This window comes from Paraburkholderia sp. BR14374 (genome assembly GCF_040948685.1).
GTDB lineage: Bacteria > Pseudomonadota > Gammaproteobacteria > Burkholderiales > Burkholderiaceae > Paraburkholderia > Paraburkholderia youngii.
Window position 1 is genome coordinate 71,946 of sequence record NZ_JBFPKF010000001.1, and the last position, 20,139, is coordinate 92,084.

Sequence of the window (20,139 nt, forward strand, 5' to 3'; positions counted from 1 at the left end):
GTGATGGACTGTGCCGGGACGCCGCCCTCGCTGAACACAAAGGGACTGGCCCGGTGTCGAGCCGCAATAGCGCACACATGGCGGTGTACGCAGCGGCGCTCGCAATAGCCGCAATGACTTGTTGCGGCTATTCCGCTTCGCGCGCCGGCGCCAGAATCTCGCGATTGCCGTTTGACGACATCGCCGACACCACGCCCGAATTCTCCATCTGTTCGAGCAGACGCGCCGCCCGGTTGTAGCCGATGCGCAGATGCCGCTGCACCAGTGAAATCGACGCGCGGCGGTTCTTCAGCACGACGTCGACCGCCTGGTCGTATAACGGGTCCGACTCGCCTTCGGTGGACGCGGTTCCCGCCGAGCCTTCGTCGCCCTCGCCGCTCACGCCGCCTTCGAGAATGCCCTCGATATAGTTCGGCTCGCCCTGCTCCTTGAGCTTGTCGACGACGCGATGCACTTCGTCATCCGACACGAACGCGCCGTGCACACGCACCGGCAAACCAGTGCCCGGCGGCAGATACAGCATGTCGCCCATGCCGAGCAGCGACTCGGCGCCCTGCTGGTCGAGAATCGTGCGCGAATCGATTTTCGACGACACCTGGAACGCCATCCGGGTCGGCACGTTGGCCTTGATCAAGCCGGTGATCACGTCGACCGACGGACGCTGCGTCGCGAGTATCAGATGGATGCCGGCCGCGCGCGCCTTCTGCGCGATTCGCGCGATCAGCTCTTCGACCTTCTTGCCGACGACCATCATCAGGTCGGCCAGTTCGTCGATGACGATCACGATGTTCGGCAAACGCGTCAGCGGTTCCGGATCGTCCGGCGTCAGGCTGAACGGATTCGGCAGCTTCTCTTCGCGTTTGGCCGCTTCGTCGATCTTGTTGTTGTAGCCGGCGAGGTTACGCACGCCAACCTTGCTCATCAGCTTGTAGCGGCGCTCCATCTCGGCGACCGCCCAGTTCAGCGCATGGCCCGCCTGACGCATGTCGGTGACGACCGGACACAGCAGATGGGGAATGCCTTCGTAGACGCTCATTTCGAGCATCTTCGGATCGATCAGGATCATGCGCACCTGCTCGGCGCTCGCCTTGTACAACAGCGACAGGATCATCGCGTTGATACCGACCGACTTGCCCGAACCGGTCGTGCCGGCGACGAGCAAATGCGGCATCTTCGCGAGGTCCGCGCACACCGGCTTGCCGCCGATGTCCTTGCCGAGACCCATCGTGAGCGGCGACGCGGCATCCGCATACACGGTCGAGCCGAGAATTTCGGACAGGCTCACGGTCTGACGGCGCTGGTTCGGCAGCTCCAACGCCATGTAGTTCTTGCCCGGAATCGTTTCGACGACGCGGATCGACACGAGCGACAGCGAACGCGCGAGGTCCTTCGCGAGGTTGACGATCTGACTGCCCTTCACACCGGTGGCCGGCTCGATTTCATAGCGCGTGACGACCGGGCCCGGATACGCGGCGACCACGCTCACTTCGACGCCGAAGTCCTTCAGCTTCTTCTCGATCAGGCGCGACGTGAATTCGAGCGTGTCCGCGGAAATGGTTTCCTGCGCGGCGGGCGCGGGGTCGAGCAACGAGATGGGCGGCAGCGTGGAGTCGCCGGGCAGATCGGTGAAGAGCGGCACCTGGCGTTCCTTCTCGACACGCTCCGACTTCGCCGGCGTGGCGAGCGGCGGCACGATCACCACGGGCTCGTGCTCCTCGATGCGCACGCGGCCCTTCTCGACCTTGCCTTCGCGCTTGACGGCGGCCGCTTCGCCGAGCTTGCGATCGAGCCCGGCCTCGCGGCGCAGCTTCGCGAACGTCACCGCGGAAATGATGGATTCGCCGACCTTCTCCGCGACCGACAGCCACGAAAACCGGAAGTACAGCGACAGCCCGATCCCCAGACCGAGCAGCAGAGCGAGCGTGCCGCCGGTGAAGCCGAGCGCATGCGAGATGCCGCGCGCGACGGCCTCGCCGATCACGCCGCCCGGCGCGCGCGGCAACTGCACTCTCAGCGACCACATGCGCAGCGCCTCGAGGCCGTTGCACGACAGCAGCACGAGCATGAACGCGAACGCGTCCGCGAGCCAGCTGACGCCGCGCGGCGCGTCGTCGTCCTGCGGCTCTTCGTTGCGGGTGATGCGCCTGTAGTTCGCGGAGATGTGGCGGCCGAGCAGCACGATCCACCAGTAGGCGGACAGGCCGAACAGCAGCAGCAGAATGTCCGAGGTCCACGCGCCGACGCGGCCCGCCCAGTTCGAGATATGGTCGACCTGCGCGGCATGGGTCCAGCTCGGGTCGTGCCTGCTGTAGCTGACGAGGGACATCAGCAGGAACACGCCGAGGGCCACCTGCAGAATCCAGCGGATTTCGGTGAAGAGGCGCGACATGCGGTGCGGCAATGCCTGCGCGCTCGCGGTATAGGGAGCTTTTGCCATTGATCCTGTTGCCTGGGGTAGCCGGTTCAGGCTGAAACTGCCGCCGGGAACGCGGCCCGAGCCTCGCCGCGCGCGGCTTCGGGCCCGATCCCGGCTACCGGAAACTTCGATCCGGGCTATTGTAAACGCTGTGTCCCGCGCGAGGCTGTAAATGACGGTAACTTGGCGGTTTGACCACAAATGAACGAGCGACGCGCGCTGAATTCGTCGTATCGCGCCGCGTGCTCGCACCGCGCGCCCACGCCGCCACGCTATCGCGGCGATGAGAAAGCTTGATGGCGCAGCCGTAGGCCCCGCCCTTTATAATGCCGGTCTGATACCCATCTACAGTTTCAGTTCAAAAACGCACGGCTACGCAATGGCGAGCCGCGCGCCGTACAAGGATTCGATCATGCCCGCAACTGCAACGAAACACGCCAAGGTTCTGATTCTCGGTTCCGGCCCCGCCGGCTACACGGCGGCGGTTTACGCGGCGCGCGCTAACCTCGCGCCGGTACTCGTCACCGGCCTCGCGCAAGGCGGCCAGCTGATGACCACGACCGACGTCGAAAACTGGCCCGCCGACGCCAACGGCGTGCAAGGCCCGGAACTGATGGCGCGCTTCCTCGAGCACGCCGAGCGCTTCAACACCGAGATCATCTTCGACCACATCCACACGGCGAAGCTCGATGAGAAGCCGATTCGCCTGATCGGCGATTCGGGCGAATACACGTGCGACTCGCTGATCATCTCGACGGGTGCATCGGCGCAATATCTCGGCCTGCCGTCGGAAGAGGCGTTCATGGGCAAGGGCGTGTCGGCCTGCGCCACCTGCGACGGCTTCTTCTATAAGCAGCAGCACGTCGCCGTGATCGGCGGCGGCAATACGGCCGTCGAAGAGGCGCTGTACCTCGCCGGCATCGCGAAGAAGGTCACCGTGATTCATCGCCGTGACAAGTTCCGCGCCGAGCCGATCCTGATCGACCGTCTGCTCGCGAAAGAGAAGGAAGGCGTCGTCGAGATCAAGTGGAACCATGTGCTCGAAGAAGTAACCGGCGACGCCTCCGGCGTCACCGGCCTGCGCATCAAGCACACGCAGACTGGCGAGACCACCGACATCGCGCTGCAGGGCCTGTTCGTCGCGATCGGCCACAAGCCGAACACGGACATCTTCGAAGGCCAGCTCGAGATGAAGAACGGCTACATCATCACCAAGGGCGGCCTGAACGGTTTCGCGACCGCGACGAGCGTGCCGGGGGTGTTCGCCGCTGGCGACGTGCAGGACCATATCTATCGCCAGGCGATCACGAGCGCGGGCACCGGCTGTATGGCCGCGCTCGATGCACAGCGCTATCTCGAGACCATCAACGAGATGGCCGGCGAGCACGCGATGAGCGCGGAAGCGGACCGGTGATCCGCTGATCCGCGGCGCCGTACCGCGCACAATGTCGCGACAAGGGTCGCGACAGTAAAATGACGGTAGCGCGCAGCGCTGCCGTCATTGGCTCACGAAGGCCGCGGCTGCAATGCCGGCGGCCTTTGTCGTTTTTGCCGCCTCAGCTTCGCACCAGCCACCGACCTCTCCGCCTGTATTGCCGACATGCCGAAGAATCAGCCCCATCCGAACGAACCGAAACGCCCGCAAGCCGCCCCGCGCCCCGCACCTGCAACAGCCGCGCCCGCCGTTGCGCCGAAGCTCGATCGCGCGTCCGGGCTCGCCGGACTGGGTGCGTTGCGTGAAGCGTTAAAGGGTGACGCCGAGCGGCGCGAGCGCGAACAGGCGGCGGCGCGAGCGGCGCAGCGCGAAGCGGCCGCCGACGCCGATCTGTTCCGCCGCGAGATCGGCGAAGTCGCGCCGCTCGCGGTTCCGCCACGCGCGACGCTCACGCGCAATCCCCCGCCGCCGCTGCCGGTGCAGACGCTGCTCGATGAGGAAGCGGTGCTGCACGAAGCGATTTCGGATGAGTTCGACCCCGAAGTGCTGCTCGAAACCGACGAAACGCTGTCGTATTGCCGCCCCGGCGTGAGCCGCGACGTCGTGCGCAAGCTGCGGCGTGGCGACTGGATCGTGCAGGCGCAGATCGACCTGCACGGCATGCGGCGCGAGGAAGCACGCGAGGCGCTCGCGGAATTCATTCGCGAATCGGTCAAACGCGGCCTGCGCTGCCTGCGCGTGATTCACGGCAAGGGTTTGGGGTCGATCGGCAAGGAGCCGGTGCTGAAAGGCAAAGTGCGCGCGTGGCTCGTCCAGAAAGCCGAAGTAATCGCGTTCTGTCAGGCGCGCCCGCATGACGGCGGCGCCGGCGCGGTGGTCGTGCTGTTGCAGCCGGGGTCCTTGCCGCCGCACGGGACAAACCTGAAGGTCTGAGGTCGATTTTTTCGGCCGTCGTTCGTCGTGGGGTAAACGGCCAGCCTGGCCGTCGCGCGGTGGCTCTCGTCGCCACCGTGGATTCGTGCTGTGCAACCTTCAAAGGTGATCGCGATGCCCCTGAAGCTTTATGCCCATCCGTTCTCGTCGTACTGCCAGAAGGCCTTGACCGCGTTGTACGAAAACGGCACGCCGTTCGAGATGCGCGTGCTCGCGTACGACGACCCGCAGATCATGGCCGAATTCGCCGCGCTGTGGCCGATCAAGCGCTTCCCGGTGCTCGTCGACGGCGGGCGCACGGTGGTCGAGGCGACCATCATCATCGAATATCTTGGCCTGCAGTATCCGGGGCCTGTCGCGTTGTTGCCGGCCGACCCGCGCGCCGCGCTCGAGCTGCGCATGTTGGACCGCTTCTTCGACAACTACATTTCGACGCCGCAGCAAAAGGTCGTGTTCGATAGCCTGCGTCCCGAAGCCGAGCGCGACGCGCGTGGCGTCGCCGATGCACGCGCGATGCTCGACACCGCTTATGCCTGGCTCAACCGCCACATGGCCGAGCGCGAATGGGCCGCCGGCGACAGCTTCAGCCTCGCCGACTGCGGCGCCGCCCCGTCTCTGTTCTACGCCGACTGGACGCATCCGATCGACCCCGCGTTCGCGCACGTGCGCGCGTACCGGCAGCGGCTGCTCGCGCGGCCGTCGTTCGCCCGCGCGGTCGACGAGGCGCGGCCGTATCGGCCGCTATTTCCGCTGGGTGCGCCAGACCGGGATTGAGCCGCGAGCGGCGGTGGCAGATTTGCGCGAACGTGGCACGGCAGACAACCTGATTTCGTGGCTGTAGACTTTCTGTCGTATCGCAAGCCTGCCCCGCCCTTCTTTTGGCTCACCACCCACAAGGCACACCATGGACCGTTTCGAAGCGATGGAGATCTTCACGCGCGTGGTCGAAGCGAACAGCTTCACCAAGGTCTCGGAATCGCTCGATCTGCCACGCGCGAAGGTCAGCCGCACGATCCAGGCGCTCGAGGAACACGTCGGCGTGCGGCTCCTGAACCGCTCGACGCGTCAGGTCAGCGTGACCGAAGACGGCGCGTCGTTCTACGAGCGCTGTGTGCGCATTCTCGCCGACGTCGCCGATGCCGAGTCGTCGCTATCGAACAAGCGCGAGAATCCGGCCGGCACGATCCGCGTCGACACGTCCGGCACGCTCGCGCGCTCGCTGCTGCTGCCCGCGCTCGACGACTTCTACGAACAATACCCCGCGATCGACGTGCGTCTCGGTCTCGCGGATCGCAACATCGATCTGATCCAGGATGGCGTCGATTGCGTGATTCGCATGGGCACGCTCGAAGAGTCGAGCCTCGTCGCGAAGCGCATCGGGCTTGCGCGCATCGTCACATGCGCGTCGCCCGCGTATCTGCAGAAGTTCGGCACGCCGACCACGCTGGCCGAGCTCGGCGAGCATCGCGCGGTCAACTACGTGTCCGCGCGCAGCGGCCGTACCTTCCCGTTCGAATTCGAAGTCGACGGCGAAATCGAGCGCGTCGCGATGGACAGCACGCTCGCCGTCAACGACGGCTCCGTCTACATCACCGCGGGCGTGCTGGGCCACGGCATCATCCAGCCGTCGCGCTTCATGGTCGCCGAGCTGATCGAGCAAGGCGCGCTCACGGAGATTCTCGGCAACTACACGAGCCCCGGCACGCCGCTGTCGATCCTGTATGCGCACCGCCGCAATCTGAGTTCGCGGCTGCGCGCGTTCATCGATTGGGTCGGCGAGCTCGCGCGCAGCAATCCGGATTTGCGTTTGCCAGAGTCGGCATGACGGCTGCAAAAATAGCAAAAGCCCCACGCGCAACTGAACGCATGGGGCTCTTCTGAAGCGACGTCTCTAGCGCGTATGCGACCGCTTACGCAATGCGCTCTTCATTCGCGGGATCGAACAACACCGCCTTCGACGTATCGAACAGCAGCGTCGCGTTCTTCTCCGGTTGCGGGTTCGACGCCGGGTGCACGCGGCTCACGATGCGCTTGCCGTTGACCTGCGCGAACACCAGCGTGTCCGGACCGGTCGGCTCGATCACGTCGACCTTCACTTCGACCGGCTGCAGCTTCGAGTCGTCGCCGTGCGCGCTGCGCGCATCGGTGATGCGCTCCGGACGCAGACCGAGAATCACGTTGTTGCCGACGTGCGAGCGCACCTTCGCCGAATCGAACGGCAGCACCAGCACCTTGCGCGCGATGCCCGTATCGAGTTCGATGCCGACGCCCGAGCCCTGCTCGACCAGCTTGCCTTCGATGAAGTTCATCGGCGGCGCGCCGATGAAGCCCGCGACGAACAGGTTCGACGGCGAGTCGTAGATTTCCTGCGGCGCGCCGAACTGCTGCACGATGCCGTCCTTCATCACCGCGATGCGGTCGCCGAGCGTCATCGCTTCGATCTGGTCGTGCGTCACGTAGACGATCGTCGTGCCAAGGCGCTGATGCAGCAGCTTGATTTCCGAGCGCATTTCGATACGCAGCTTCGCGTCGAGGTTCGACAGCGGCTCGTCGAACAGGAACATCACCGGATCACGCGCAAGTGCGCGGCCCATCGCGACACGCTGACGCTGGCCGCCCGACAGCTGGCCCGGCTTGCGCTCGAGCAGATGCTTGATCTGCAGCGTGTTAGACACGCGCTCGACGATCTGCGTCTGCTCCTGCTTCGGCACCTTGCGGATGTTCAGGCCGAACGAGATGTTGTCGCGCACCGTCATCGACGGATACAGCGCGTACGACTGGAACACCATCGCGATGTCGCGATCTTTCGGCGACAGGTTGTTGACGGTCTTGCCGTCGATCTGGATCTCGCCCTTGGTCACGGTTTCGAGACCGGCAATCATGTTGAGCAGCGTCGACTTACCGCAGCCCGAGCCGCCGACCAGAATCAGGAACTGGCCGTCTTCGATGTCGATGTTGACACCCTTCAGAACCGGCACCCCGTTCGGGTAGGTCTTGTACACGTCACGGATGGAAAGGCTTGCCATGCTGTGAATCCTCTTGTCTCTGGTACTGCCTTAAAACGTCTGTCTGACGGCGGCGCCCGTTCAGTCACGCTGATTGGCCGAAGCGCCGCCGCGCTCTCGGGGGCACGCCCCCGGGGTCGAGCTGGTTAGCCCTTCACCGCGCCCGCGGTCAGGCCGCGCACGAAGTAACGTCCGGCGATGATGTAGACGAGCAGCGTGGGCAGCGCCGCGATGATCGCGCCGGCCATGTCCACGTTGTATTCCTTCACGCCGGTCGAGGTGTTCACGAGATTGTTCAGCGCCACGGTGATCGGCATCGAATCGACGCCGGAGAACACGATACCGAACAGGAAGTCGTTCCAGATCTGCGTGAATTGCCAGATCAGGCACACCATGAAGATCGGCAGCGACACCGGCAGCAGAATCTTCGTGAAGATCGTGAAGAAACCCGCACCGTCGATACGCGCCGCCTTCACGAGTTCAGCCGGCACGCTCACGTAGAAGTTGCGGAAGAACATTGTGGTGAACGCGATACCGTAGATCACGTGCACGAGCACCAGACCGCTCACCGTGTTCGACAGGCCGAGGATGCCTTCGAGGCGCGCCATCGGCAGCAGGATCGCCTGGAACGGGATGAAGCAGCCGACCAGCAGCATCGTGAAGATCGGATCGGCGCCGCGGAAGCGCCAGTGCGTGAGCACGTAGCCGTTGAACGCGCCGATGATCGACGAGATCAGCACGGCCGGAATCACCATGCGCACCGAGTTCATGAAGAACGGCTGCATGCCGTCGCAGCGCACGCCCGTACATGCGCCGCTCCACGCCTTGATCCACGGCGCGAAGGTCCAGCTCGTCGGCGGCGTCAGCAGGTTGCCGGTGCGCAGCTGATCGATGTCCTTGAACGACGTCGACAGCATCACATACAGCGGAAACAGGAAGTACAGCGCGAACAGAAGCAGGGCCGCGTAAATGACGGCACGGCTTATCGTCATCTTAGGTTGCATTGCGGGTGCTCCTCGATTCGAGATACATCAGCGGCACGAGCACGGCCACCACGGTGGCGAGCATCATGATCGACGAGGCCGCGCCGACGCCGAGCTGCCCGCGATTGAACGAAAACGTGTACATGAAGATGGCCGGCAGCGACGACGACGTGCCCGGACCGCCGGCGGTCAGCGCGACCACCAGGTCGAACGTCTTGATGGTGATGTGGCAAAGAATCAGCAGCACGGAGAAGAACACCGGCCGCATGCTCGGAATCACGATCTTGCGATAGATGGTCGGCAGGCCCGCGCCGTCCATCTGCGCGGCCTTGAAGATTTCACTGTCGACGCCGCGCAAACCGGCGAGGAACAGCGCCATCACGAAGCCGGTGGATTGCCAGACCGCCGCGATCACGATACAGAAGATCGCCCGGTCCGGGTCGCCGAGCCAGTTGAACTCGAAGCTGGTCCAGCCCCAGTCGTGAAACACCTTCTCGATGCCGATGCCCGGCGACAGAATCCATTGCCACGCGGTGCCGGTCACGATGAACGACAGCGCCATCGGATACAGGAACACGGCGCGCAGCGCGCCTTCGTTGCGGATCTGCTGATCGAGCAGGATCGCGAGCAACAGACCTAGACCGATGCAGATACCGATGAACGGAATGCCGAACCAGCCGAGGTTTTCGGCCGAAGTCCAGAACACGTCGTTCTGGAACAGCTCGCGATAGCGGTCGAGACCCGCGAACTCCCAACGAGGCATCAGTCGCGAAGTAGACAGCGACAGATAGCCGGTAATTGCGATAAAGCCATACACGAAGATGAGGCTAATCACGACGCTGGGTGCGAGCACCAGCTTCGGAATATAGCGATCGGCAAGGGCCGCCATGGGCGACGTGCGGCGGGCGACGGTGGCCGTTTTCCCGTTCCCGCTGATGGAAGCAGTCACTACTCGACTCCTGCTGAAACTGTACCGCCGGGCTGCCCGTGCGCGAATGGCGCGGGACCGCGACGGCCTGGGTGTGACTCCATGAAACCCGGGCGCGCCCGGCGCTTCGGATGCAAGCGGCCGGGCGCAACGCTTCGTACCTACGCTTACTTGGTCTTCGCTGCCTTCGCGAGAGCCTGAACCGCGGTCTTCGAATCTTGCTGCGAGTTCATGAACTTCGTGACGACGTCGGAGATCGCGCCTGCCGCGGCATCCGGCTGAGCCATGCCGTGAGCGAGCGACGGCACATAACCGCCGGCCTTGATCGCGATCTGCTCATCCGCGTACGACTTCTTCGCGCAGTCGTCGAACTTGTCCATCGGCACGCCGAGACGCACCGGGATCGAACCCTTGTACAGGCTGAACTGCTCCTGGAACTCCGGCGACATGATCGTCTTCGCGAGGGAGAGCTGGCCCGGCGTCGCGGCCTTCTGGCCCTTCTGCTGGAAGAACACGAACGAGTCGACGTTGAACGTGTAGGCCTTGTCCGTTTGCGGCACCACCGCGCAGATGTAGTCCGTGCCCGACTTCTTCCCGGCGTTGGTGAACTCGCCCTTCGCCCAGTCGCCCATGAACTGCATGCCGGCCTTGCCGTTGATGACCATCGCCGTGGCAAGGTTCCAGTCACGGCCCGTGCGGCCCGCGTCGAAGTAGCCCTGGATCTTGCGGACCGTGTCGAACACCTGAACCATCTTTTCCGAGGTCAGGGTCTTCTCGTCGAGGTCGACGAGCGCCTTCTTGTAGAAGTCCGCGCCTTCCGACAGCACGACGTCTTCCCACAGCGTCAGGTCTTGCCACGGCTGGCCGCCCATCGCGATCGGCTGGATGCCCGCGGCCTTCATCTTGTCGGCCACCGCGAAGAACTCGGGCCACGTGGTCGGCACCTTGCCGCCTGCCTTGTCCAGCGCTGCCTTGTTGATGTACAGCCAGTTCACGCGATGCACCGAGAACGGCGCGCCGACATAGTGGCCGTCCGCTTGCATGATCTTGTCGACTTGCGGCGGCAGGTTCTTCTTCCAGTCGCCCGCGACGGAGTCGATCGGCACCAGCACGCCCTGCGAAGCCCAGTCCTGGATCAGCGGACCCTTGATCTGCGCGGCGCTCGGCGCGTTGCCCGAGATCACCTGCGTCTTCAGTGCCGTCATCGCAGCCGCGCCAGCGCCGCCTGCGACCGCGAAGTCCTTCCACGTGTAGCCCTGCTTCGTCATGTCGTCCTTGAGGACGCCGACGGCCTTGGATTCGCCGCCCGAAGTCCACCAGTGCAGCACTTCGATCGACTCGGCGGCCTGCACGGCCGACACGCCACACATCAGACCCGCAGCGCACAGAGCGCCCATGATCGCGCGAAATTTCATTGCTTATCTCCTCCAGACACCTGAACAAAAAAACGAATGGCCCCTGATGTCGCCAGGGTGCTGTGGTTGGTTCAAACAGGCAAAAACTGGGCGATCGAGCACGGTCGGGCGCATGCGCGAGGGCATGTGCCGGCGGACCGATGTCCGGCCGCTAGACGCTCAAGAGGTGAGTGGTTCGGGATGCAACTGACTGTCTCCTCTTTTGATTTTTGCCTGCCCGCATCGCGCGGCAGACTCGAGGTACCTCATATACCAATCCGACGCCAGCCTGACGTCGGCCACGGAAACGACCCGCAAGCCCGTCGACTCCCCGGCCTTCCGTAAGGTCCGCCGGCACCCTGCTGGCGCGTACCGGAAAGCGTTGCCCCATTGTCCGTTAGCATGCCGGGGACGCCCGCCGATTCGCAAAAAGCGTGCAATTCGTGTGCACAGCGCACGCTTTTTTCTTCGAATTAACGCTACCTCTTGATTTGGATTGTAGTTAAACTACAATTCAGTGTCAAAAAATATTTTATTGGACTACGGTCGCTCTTCCAGGTCGCTGCACGTGCAGTGTCCGATCAGCGCGGCGGCCCTTCAGGACATCGACGGAGACTCATGCATACCGACTCAAGCTTCACCTTCGTTCTCTTCGGCGGCACCGGCGACCTGTCGATGCGCAAGATCCTGCCCGCGCTGTTCGAGGCGCACCGCGCGGGGGGCATGCTCGCCGACAACGGCAAGATCGTCGCGGTCGCGCGGCACATCGCGGATCGCGGCGAGTACCTGCAGTGGGTCGACGGGCACGTCAAGCCGCACGTGTCGAAAAACGGCCTCGACGAAGCCGCGTGGACGAGCTTCCTCGCGCGCATCGAGTTCGTGAAGATCGATCTCGGCAATCCGGATGACTTCGCGCAACTGCGCGACGCGATCCAGGATATGCCCGGCATCCGCGTGTTCTATCTGGCGACCGGTCCGTCGCTGTTCGTGCCGATCTGCCATGCGCTCGCCGCGGTGGGTCTGAACCACAACGCGCGCATCGTGCTCGAGAAGCCGCTCGGCTACGATCTGAAGTCGTCGAATGCGATCAATGACGCGGTCGGCGAAATCTTCGCGGAAGAGCAGATCTACCGGATCGATCATTACCTCGGCAAGGAGCCGGTGCAGAACCTGCTCGCGCTGCGCTTCGGCAATGCGCTGTTCGAGCCGCTGTGGCGCCGCGAATGGGTCGAGAGCATCCAGATCACGATCGCCGAGGAACTCGGCGTCGAAGCGCGTGGCGATTTCTACGACAATACCGGCGCGCTGCGCGACATGGTGCAGAACCACCTGCTGCAGCTGCTGTCGATCGTCGCGATGGAGCCGCCCCACTCGATGGACTCCGACTCGGTTCGCGACGAGAAGCTGCGCGTGCTGCGCGCGCTAAAACCGGTCGATTCGCAGGAAATCGGCAAGGTCGCGGTGCGCGGCCAGTATCATTCGGGCGTGATCCGCGGCAACACGGTGCCGGCCTACGCGACCGAGCACGGCGTGAAACCGGACAGCTCGACCGAAACCTTCGTCGCGCTGAAGGTCGAGATCGAGAACTGGCGCTGGGCCGGCGTGCCGTTTTTCCTGCGTACCGGCAAGCGGCTCGCCGATCGCGTCGCTGAGATCGTCGTGAATTTCCGTGCGGTGCCGCATTCGGCGCTTGGCGCGTCGGCGCTGCGCGCGGGCGCGAACCGCCTCGTGATCCGTCTGCAGCCGAACGAGACGATTCGTCTGTACTGTCTCGCGAAGCAGCCCGGCGAGGGTATGAACCTCGCGAGCGTGTACCTCGATCTCGCGTTCGACCGGTTCTTCCGCGAAGGCCAGATGGAGGCGTATCAGCGGCTGCTGCTCGACGTGATTCATGGGCGCCTCGCGCTATTCGTGCGGCGCGACGAACAGGAAGCCGCATGGCGCTGGGTCGAGCCGATCCTGAACGAATGGAAAGCCTCGACCAAGCCGCCCAAGCCGTACGCGGCGGGCACGTGGGGACCGGCCGCGGCGAGCGCGATGCTCGCCCAGCACGGCACCTGCTGGCTCGAAGAAGAGAATTGATTTTGATGAACTGACGTACGACGCCGCGCGCGATAAACACCCAGCGCGGCGTCGGCAACACCACCGACGAACTGAACGGAGTCGCGCCGGTATCGCGTAGGTGTCTGCAAGCCATCCGGTTGTGCAGGCATCGCGCGAGAGCAGTCAGGCTGATTCCGCAGACCTAACAAAAATGCAGCACGGAGGAGAAGTGATCGAGCTTCACGCTTTCGACGACCAGCGCGCCCAATCCGACGCGCTGGCGAAAGCGGTGGGCGACGCATTACATGCGTCGCTTGCCGCACAGGCGGCCGGCACGGGGACGTCAACCCCGCTCGCGCGCCCGGCCATGCTGGCCGTGTCTGGCGGCAGCAGCCCGCGTCCGTTTCTGCAAACGTTGTCGACGCAGACGTTCGACTGGCCCCGCATCGCGATCACGCTGGTCGACGACCGCTGGGTGCCGGAGACCGATGGCGCGAGCAATGCGCAACTCGTGCGCGCCACGTTGCTGCAGAACGCCGCGCAACACGCGACCTTCTGGCCGCTCGTCGACACCAGCCAGGATCTGCACTCGCGCGTTGCCGCGCTGAACGCGGACGCGCGCTTCGCCACGGCACCCGACGTCGCGGTGCTGGGCATGGGCGAAGACGGCCACACCGCGTCGATCTTCGCCGATGCGCCCGAATGGGATCACGCGATCACCACGACCGAGCGTTTCGTCGCGGTGCATCCGCGCGCGGCGCCGCACGCGCGCGTGAGCTGGTCGCTGTCCGCGCTGAAGGACGTCAAGCATCTGTTTCTGCTGATTGCAGGACCGCGCAAGATGGACGTGCTCAACGCCGCATCCGCTGCGCTACAAAAAAATGCCATCTCGCAACTGGCAAACGACAAGGGAGTGAGACTCGATGTCTACTGGTGTGCAAACTAAAGCTGTGCCGGGCGCGGCCCAGCACGCCGATGGACCGAGGCTGCTGGCCGACATCGGCGGTACCAATGCGCGTTTCGCGCTCGAGACGGGCCCCGGCGAAATCGGTTCGGTGCAGGTCTATCCTTGCGCCGAGTATCCGAGCGTCGCCGACGTCATCAAGACGTATCTGAAGGACACGAAGATCGGCCGCGTCAATCACGCGGCGATCGCGATTGCGAACCCGGTCGACGGCGACCAGGTCAGCATGACCAATCACGACTGGACCTTTTCGATCGAAGCGACGCGCCGCACGCTCGGCTTCGACACGCTGCTCGTCGTCAACGACTTCACCGCGCTCGCGATGGCGCTGCCCGGCCTCACCGACACCCAGCGCGTGCAGGTGGGCGGCGGCCAGCGCCGGCCCAACAGCGTGATCGGCCTGCTCGGCCCCGGCACCGGCATGGGCGTGTCGGGCCTGATCCCCGCCGACGATCGCTGGATCGCGCTCGGCAGCGAAGGCGGCCACGCCACCTTCGCGCCCGCCGACGAACGCGAAGAGATCGTGCTGCACTACGCGCGCAAGAAGTGGTCGCACGTGTCGTTCGAACGGGTGGCCGCGGGTCCGGGCCTCGAGGTGATCTATCGCGCGCTCGCGGGCCGCGACAAGAAACGCGTGCCGGCCAGCGTCAATCCGGCCGATGTGGTCAAGCGCGCGCACGAAGGCGAGCCGCTCGCGGCCGAATCGGTCGACGTATTCTGCGGCATCCTCGGCACCTTCGCCGGCAATATCGCGGTGACGCTCGGCGCGCTCGGCGGCATCTATATCGGCGGCGGTGTCGTGCCGCGTCTCGGCGAGTTGTTCGCGCGTTCGTCGTTCCGCCAGCGCTTCGAGGCGAAGGGCCGCTTCGAGGCGTATCTGCAGAACGTGCCGACCTACGTGATCACCGCCGAATACCCGGCGTTCCTCGGCGTATCGGCGATTCTCGCGGAGCAGTTGTCGAACCGCGCGGGCGGCAGCTCGTCGGCGGTGTTCGAGCGGATTCGCCAGATGCGCGACGCGCTGACGCCGGCCGAGCGCCGCGTCGCCGACCTCGCGCTGAACCATCCGCGTTCGATCATCAACGATCCGATCGTCGACATCGCGCGCAAAGCCGACGTCAGTCAGCCGACCGTGATCCGCTTCTGCCGCTCGCTCGGCTGCCAGGGGCTGTCCGATTTCAAGCTGAAGCTCGCGACTGGTTTGACCGGCACGATTCCGGTCAGCCACAGCCAGGTGCATCTCGGCGACACCGCGACCGACTTCGGCGCGAAGGTGCTCGACAATACCGTGTCGGCGATCCTGCAGTTGCGCGAGCATCTGAACTTCGAGCACGTGGAACGCGCGATCGACCTGCTGAACGGCGCGCGGCGCATCGAGTTCTACGGGCTCGGCAACTCGAACATCGTCGCGCAAGATGCGCACTACAAGTTCTTCCGTTTCGGTATTCCGACCATCGCATACGGCGATCTGTACATGCAGGCGGCCTCGGCCGCGCTGCTCGGCAAGGGCGACGTGATCGTCGCGGTGTCGAAGTCCGGGCGCGCGCCCGAGCTGCTGCGCGTGCTCGACGTCGCAATGCAGGCCGGCGCGCAGGTGATCGCGATCACCTCGAGCAACACGCCGCTCGCGAAGCGCGCGACCGTCGCGCTGGAAACCGATCACATCGAGATTCGCGAGTCGCAACTGTCGATGATCTCGCGCATCCTGCACCTCGTGATGATCGACATTCTGGCGGTCGGCGTGGCGATTCGCCGCGCGGTGCCGAGCGATGAAGTGGCCGAGACCGTCGAGAAAGCGCGCGAAGGCGCCGACGACGACGCGACGGCCGTACTCGACTGGCTGAGTCACGGCGCGGCTTCGTCGGCGCGCGACTGAGGCTGACTTAGCGCTGTCCGCTTCGCTTGCGGTGGACGAACCCGCGGCGCGTGCATCGTCTCCGATGCGCACGCCGCGGGTTTTTCTGTTCGGGGGACACGAAAAGCGATCGATAATAAGCGCTCTATCGCTTCAGACGAACCGCGCGTCCATGATCATTCGCCCGCATCTCCACTGGTTCCGCATGCTGCTCGCGTGGCGCGGCTCGGTGCTGCCGCAGTTGCTGCCGCGGCTATTCCTGATCTTTATCATCTCGATCATTGCGCTCGCCGCGCACGATCATCTGCTGCCCATCAGCCTGAACCTGAACTCGATCGCGCCGTTCTCGCTGGTCGGCATCGCGCTCGCGGTGTTTCTCGCCTTTCGCAACAACGCGAGCTACGACCGCTGGTGGGAAGCGCGCAAGCTGTGGGGGCAATTGCTCAACGAGTCGCGCTCGCTGACGCGCCAGGCGCTGACGTTGCCGCAGCGCGAGTTGCCCAAAGAAGAAGCCGCCGCGTTCCTGGCGATTCTTAGCGCGCTCCCGCACGCGCTGCGTCACCAGTTGCGCAAGACCGAACCGCGCGACGACCTTGCCGCGCGGCTGCCCGGCGCACTGCTCGAACGTGTGATGGGATCACGCTACAAGCCGGCCACGCTGATGCTGTGCCTCGGCGAATGGGTGCAGCGCGCGGCGCGCGCGGGCACTCTCGATCCGATCACGGCGCTCGCGTTCGACCGCAATCTGAACGGACTATCGGACGTGATCGGCGGCTGCGAGCGCATCGCTTCGACGCCGTTGCCGTTCGCGTATTCGGTGATGATCCACCGCACCGTGTACTTCTTCTGCGCGTCGCTGCCGTTCGGGCTCGTCAACAGCATCGGTATTTTTACGCCGGTGTTCGCGGTGTTCGTCGCGTACACGTTCATGGCGCACGAAGCGATCGCGTCGCAGCTCGAAGAACCGTTCGGCACCGACGACAACGACCTCGCGCTCAACACGATGTCCGCGATCATCGAGGATGCGATGCGCGATCTGCGCGGCGAGCCGGCGCTCGCGGCGCCGCAGCCGCGCGCAGACGGGGTTCAATGGGATTGAATCTGCGGCGGGCCGCGCCGCTCGGCGGCCGTCAGTGGTTGCCGGCCGTTTCGGAGAGCCGTTTGATCGTCGCGACGCGCGCGCCGATGATGTCGATACGTCCGCGCTCGTCGACGAGCGGCGTCGATGCCGTCAGATACGCATTCCACGCGCGTTGCGCGTGCACCAGCGTCGGCCGCGACTTCGCTGGCATCTTCGCTTCGAGCACACGGTAGTAGCGGTTCAGATCGAACATCGCGTGTTCGCAACGCGCATCGGCGTTGCACGAGCGCGGCCGGCGCGGCGCCGGACCGCTCGCATCGGCGAGCGCGCTGCGCAGCACGAGCGCGCGGTCGCGCACTGGCTGCAGTTGCATGTCGGCTTCGGAAAGCACGTACATCGAGCCCTGGGTCGTTGCGAACACCGCGGCGAGCAGTTGCTTCTCGGCATCGCGCGACGCGAGCCAGCTCGACTGGCTCTTTTCCCATAGCCTGCGCCGCGCGGGCGGCACCTTCGCGAGCAACTGCTGGTACGCGCTATCGACCGCGGCCATCCAGCCGATGCGCGCATTGTCCATGCACTGCACCTGCCCGATCGTCGTCGACATGTCGGCGCGCGCTAGACACGTGCGCATCGCGGCATCGATCGGATCGGCGGCGGCCACCTCGGCATGCGCCGCCGGGCTAGCGATGGCGACGAGCACCAGCGTACCGGCCGTGAGCGCGAAGCTCAGCACGCCGGCCCGGCGCCGCCAAGGCCCGATAGCGGGCAGGCCCGTCAGCAACTTCACCCACGCCATCGTCACATGCGCACGCAATCGACGAAATATTCGATGCGCCCGTTGACCATTTCGCCGACGAGCCCGTGGATATCCGTATGGAAGCCCGGGAAGCGCTCGTTGAACTCGCGCGCGAAACGCAGATAGTTGACGATGGTCTTGTTGAAGCGCTCGCCCGGAATCAGCAGCGGGATGCCCGGCGGATACGGCGTCAACAAGATCGACGTGACGCGGCCTTCGAGTTCGTCGATCGGTACCCGGTCGATCTCGCGGTGCGCGAGCTTCGCGAATGCGTCGGACGGCTTCATCGCCGGCTCCATGCTCGACAGGTACATCTCGGTCGTCAGACGGGCGATATCGTTCGCGCGATACACGCTGTGGATCTGCTGGCACAAATCGCGCAGGCCGACACGCTCGTACATCGGATGATGCGCGACGAACTCGGGCAGCACGCGCCACAGCGGCTGGTTGGTGTCGTAGTCGTCCTTGAACTGCTGCAGCTCGGTCACCATCGAGTTCCAGCGGCCCTTCGTGATGCCGATCGTGAACATGATGAAGAACGAGTACAGGCCCGTTTTCTCGACGATGATGCCGTGCTCGGCCAGGTACTTCGTGACGATCGCCGCCGGAATGCCGTTGTCGTCGAAGCCGCCGTCCATGTTGAGACCCGGCGTGACGATCGTCGCCTTGATCGGGTCGAGCATGTTGAAGCCTTCGGCGAGCGGGCCGAAGCCGTGCCACGCGTCGTCCGGACGCAGCATCCAGTCTTCGCGCGAGCCGATGCCTTCCTCGGCGAACTGGTCCGGGCCCCACACCTTGAAGAACCAGTCGTCGCCGTATTCGGTGTCGACCTTGGTCATCGCGCGGCGGAAGTCGAGCGCTTCGGCGATCGATTCCTCCACGAGCGCGGTGCCGCCCGGCGCTTCCATCATCGCCGCGGCGACGTCGCACGACGCGATGATCGCGTACTGCGGACTCGTCGACGTATGCATCAGATACGCCTCGTTGAAGCGATGCTTGTCGAAGCGGCTGTTCTTCGAATCCTGCACGACGATCTGCGACGCCTGCGAGATGCCGGCGAGCAGCTTGTGCGTGGAGTGCGTCGCGTACACCATCGCGCCGATGCGCGGACGGCCCGCGCCGATCGCGTGCATGTCCTGATAGAACTCGTGGAATTCCGCGTGCGGCAGCCACGCTTCGTCGAAGTGCAGCGTGTCGAGCCATTCGCCCAACATCTCCTTGATCATCTCGACGTTGTAGACCACGCCGTCGTACGTGCTTTGCGTGATCGTCAGGATGCGCGGCTTCAGGTTCGGGTTCTTCGCGAGCGCTTCGCGCGCGAACGGATTCGCCTCGATCTTCTTGCGGATGTTCTCCGGTTCGAACTCACTGCGCGGGATCGGGCCGATGATGCCGAAGTTGTTGCGGGTCGGCGTCAGGAACACCGGAATCGCGCCGGTCATCGTGATCGCGTGCAGGATCGACTTGTGGCAGTTGCGGTCGACCAGCACGATGTCACCGGGCGCGACCGTGCCGTGCCAGACGATCTTGTTCGAGGTGGAGGTGCCGTTGGTCACGAAGAACACGTGGTCGGCGCTGAAGATGCGCGCGGCGTTGCGCTCCGAGGCCGCGACCGGACCGGTGTGGTCGAGCAGCTGGCCGAGTTCGTCGACCGCGTTGCAGACGTCGGCGCGCAGCATGTTCTCGCCGAAGAACTGATGGAACATCTGGCCGAGCGGGCTTTTCAGGAACGCGACGCCGCCCGAGTGGCCCGGGCAATGCCACGAGTACGAACCCTCTTCCGCGTACTGCACCAGTTCCTTGAAGAACGGCGGCGCGAGCGAATCCAGGTACACCTTCGCCTCGCGGATGATATGGCGTGCGACGAACTCCGGCGTGTCCTCGAACATGTGGATGAAGCCGTGCAGTTCGCGCAGGATGTCGTTCGGCAGATGGCGCGAGGTGCGCGTCTCGCCGTACAGGAAGATCGGGATATCGGCATTGCGGCGGCGCACTTCGGTCACGAACGCGCGCAGCGCGACGATCGCGGCCGCGAGCTCGGGTGTCTCGCCTTCGACGACCACGTTGTCGACGTACGGCAGCAGTTCGTCGTCGTCGATCGAGAGGATGAAGCACGACGCGCGGCTCGACTGCTGCGCGAACGAGGTCAGATCGCCGTAGCTCGTCAACCCGAGCACTTCCGCGCCTTCTTTCTCGATGGCTTCGGCCAAAGCCCGGATGCCGGAACCCGAGATGTTCTCCGAGCGGAAATCTTCGTCGATGATGACGACGGGGAAACGGAACTTCATGGGCGATTCTCCAAAAAG

General features: G+C 64.6%; 15 protein-coding genes. 8 read left to right on the top strand and 7 right to left on the bottom strand.

Going from position 1 to position 20,139, the window contains the following annotated elements:
• Nucleotides 1-127: 127 nt before the first annotated feature.
• A complete protein-coding gene (locus AB3X86_RS00300) occupies nucleotides 128-2,437 on the bottom strand; it encodes a DNA translocase FtsK (protein ID WP_176121170.1) in 2,310 nt (769 codons plus the stop codon).
• A gap of 391 nt (nucleotides 2,438-2,828) precedes the next feature.
• Here AB3X86_RS00300 and trxB point away from each other — a divergent pair, with 391 nt between their 5' ends.
• The 4 genes from trxB to AB3X86_RS00320 all read left to right on the top strand — a co-directional run bounded on the left by trxB (nucleotide 2,829) and on the right by AB3X86_RS00320 (nucleotide 6,609).
• Complete coding sequence (gene trxB / locus AB3X86_RS00305) at nucleotides 2,829-3,830, top strand: thioredoxin-disulfide reductase (protein ID WP_176109287.1); 1,002 nt, start codon at nucleotides 2,829-2,831, stop codon at nucleotides 3,828-3,830.
• Between the two features lie 186 nt (nucleotides 3,831-4,016).
• Nucleotides 4,017-4,784, top strand: coding sequence for a Smr/MutS family protein (locus AB3X86_RS00310; protein ID WP_368594508.1), 768 nt, complete (start codon nucleotides 4,017-4,019; stop codon nucleotides 4,782-4,784).
• A gap of 114 nt (nucleotides 4,785-4,898) precedes the next feature.
• Complete coding sequence (locus tag AB3X86_RS00315; protein ID WP_368594509.1) at nucleotides 4,899-5,558, top strand: glutathione S-transferase family protein; 660 nt, start codon at nucleotides 4,899-4,901, stop codon at nucleotides 5,556-5,558.
• 130 nt (nucleotides 5,559-5,688) lie between these two features.
• Nucleotides 5,689-6,609: a LysR family transcriptional regulator gene (locus AB3X86_RS00320; RefSeq protein ID WP_368594510.1), complete on the top strand. Its 921-nt coding sequence runs from the start codon at nucleotides 5,689-5,691 to the stop codon at nucleotides 6,607-6,609.
• Nucleotides 6,610-6,694: 85 nt separating this feature from the next.
• Here the strand turns inward: AB3X86_RS00320 and AB3X86_RS00325 are convergent, their stop codons facing one another.
• The 4 genes from AB3X86_RS00325 to AB3X86_RS00340 all read right to left on the bottom strand — a co-directional run bounded on the left by AB3X86_RS00325 (nucleotide 6,695) and on the right by AB3X86_RS00340 (nucleotide 11,115).
• Complete coding sequence (locus tag AB3X86_RS00325; protein ID WP_368594511.1) at nucleotides 6,695-7,810, bottom strand: ABC transporter ATP-binding protein; 1,116 nt, start codon at nucleotides 7,808-7,810, stop codon at nucleotides 6,695-6,697.
• A 125-nt stretch (nucleotides 7,811-7,935) separates the two neighbouring features.
• Entirely contained in the window at nucleotides 7,936-8,793 is an 858-nt protein-coding gene (locus tag AB3X86_RS00330) for a carbohydrate ABC transporter permease (RefSeq protein ID WP_368594512.1), read from the bottom strand.
• Nucleotides 8,783-9,721: a carbohydrate ABC transporter permease gene (locus AB3X86_RS00335; RefSeq protein ID WP_176121165.1), complete on the bottom strand. Its 939-nt coding sequence runs from the start codon at nucleotides 9,719-9,721 to the stop codon at nucleotides 8,783-8,785. The genes AB3X86_RS00330 and AB3X86_RS00335 overlap by 11 nt, the downstream gene beginning before the upstream one ends.
• Nucleotides 9,722-9,867: 146 nt before the next feature.
• The gene (locus tag AB3X86_RS00340) at nucleotides 9,868-11,115 is read right to left on the bottom strand and encodes an ABC transporter substrate-binding protein (protein ID WP_368594513.1); all 1,248 of its coding nucleotides are present in this window, start codon (nucleotides 11,113-11,115) and stop codon (nucleotides 9,868-9,870) included.
• 597 nt (nucleotides 11,116-11,712) lie between these two features.
• Here AB3X86_RS00340 and zwf point away from each other — a divergent pair.
• From zwf to AB3X86_RS00360, 4 genes are all read left to right on the top strand, one after another.
• The gene (gene zwf / locus AB3X86_RS00345) at nucleotides 11,713-13,176 is read left to right on the top strand and encodes a glucose-6-phosphate dehydrogenase (protein ID WP_368594514.1); all 1,464 of its coding nucleotides are present in this window, start codon (nucleotides 11,713-11,715) and stop codon (nucleotides 13,174-13,176) included.
• A 190-nt stretch (nucleotides 13,177-13,366) separates the two neighbouring features.
• Nucleotides 13,367-14,083, top strand: a complete 717-nt coding sequence (gene pgl, locus AB3X86_RS00350) for a 6-phosphogluconolactonase (protein ID WP_368594515.1) — start codon at nucleotides 13,367-13,369, stop codon at nucleotides 14,081-14,083.
• Complete coding sequence (locus tag AB3X86_RS00355; protein WP_176121163.1) at nucleotides 14,061-15,977, top strand: bifunctional transcriptional regulator/glucokinase; 1,917 nt, start codon at nucleotides 14,061-14,063, stop codon at nucleotides 15,975-15,977. Before pgl ends, AB3X86_RS00355 begins: the two co-directional genes overlap by 23 nt.
• Nucleotides 15,978-16,128: 151 nt before the next feature.
• Nucleotides 16,129-17,055, top strand: a complete 927-nt coding sequence (locus AB3X86_RS00360; protein WP_368594516.1) for a bestrophin family protein — start codon at nucleotides 16,129-16,131, stop codon at nucleotides 17,053-17,055.
• A 31-nt stretch (nucleotides 17,056-17,086) separates the two neighbouring features.
• On the opposite strand, the gene AB3X86_RS00365 is transcribed toward AB3X86_RS00360, so the two are convergent.
• Both AB3X86_RS00365 and AB3X86_RS00370 read right to left on the bottom strand, forming a co-directional pair.
• Nucleotides 17,087-17,833 (bottom strand): lysozyme inhibitor LprI family protein, encoded by a 747-nt coding sequence (locus AB3X86_RS00365; RefSeq protein WP_368594517.1) that lies wholly within the window; start codon nucleotides 17,831-17,833, stop codon nucleotides 17,087-17,089.
• Nucleotides 17,834-17,835: 2 nt separating this feature from the next.
• On the bottom strand, nucleotides 17,836-20,121 hold the full coding sequence (locus AB3X86_RS00370) for an arginine/lysine/ornithine decarboxylase (RefSeq protein WP_176379911.1): 2,286 nt from the start codon (nucleotides 20,119-20,121) through the stop codon (nucleotides 17,836-17,838).
• Between the last annotated feature and the right edge of the window lie 18 nt (nucleotides 20,122-20,139).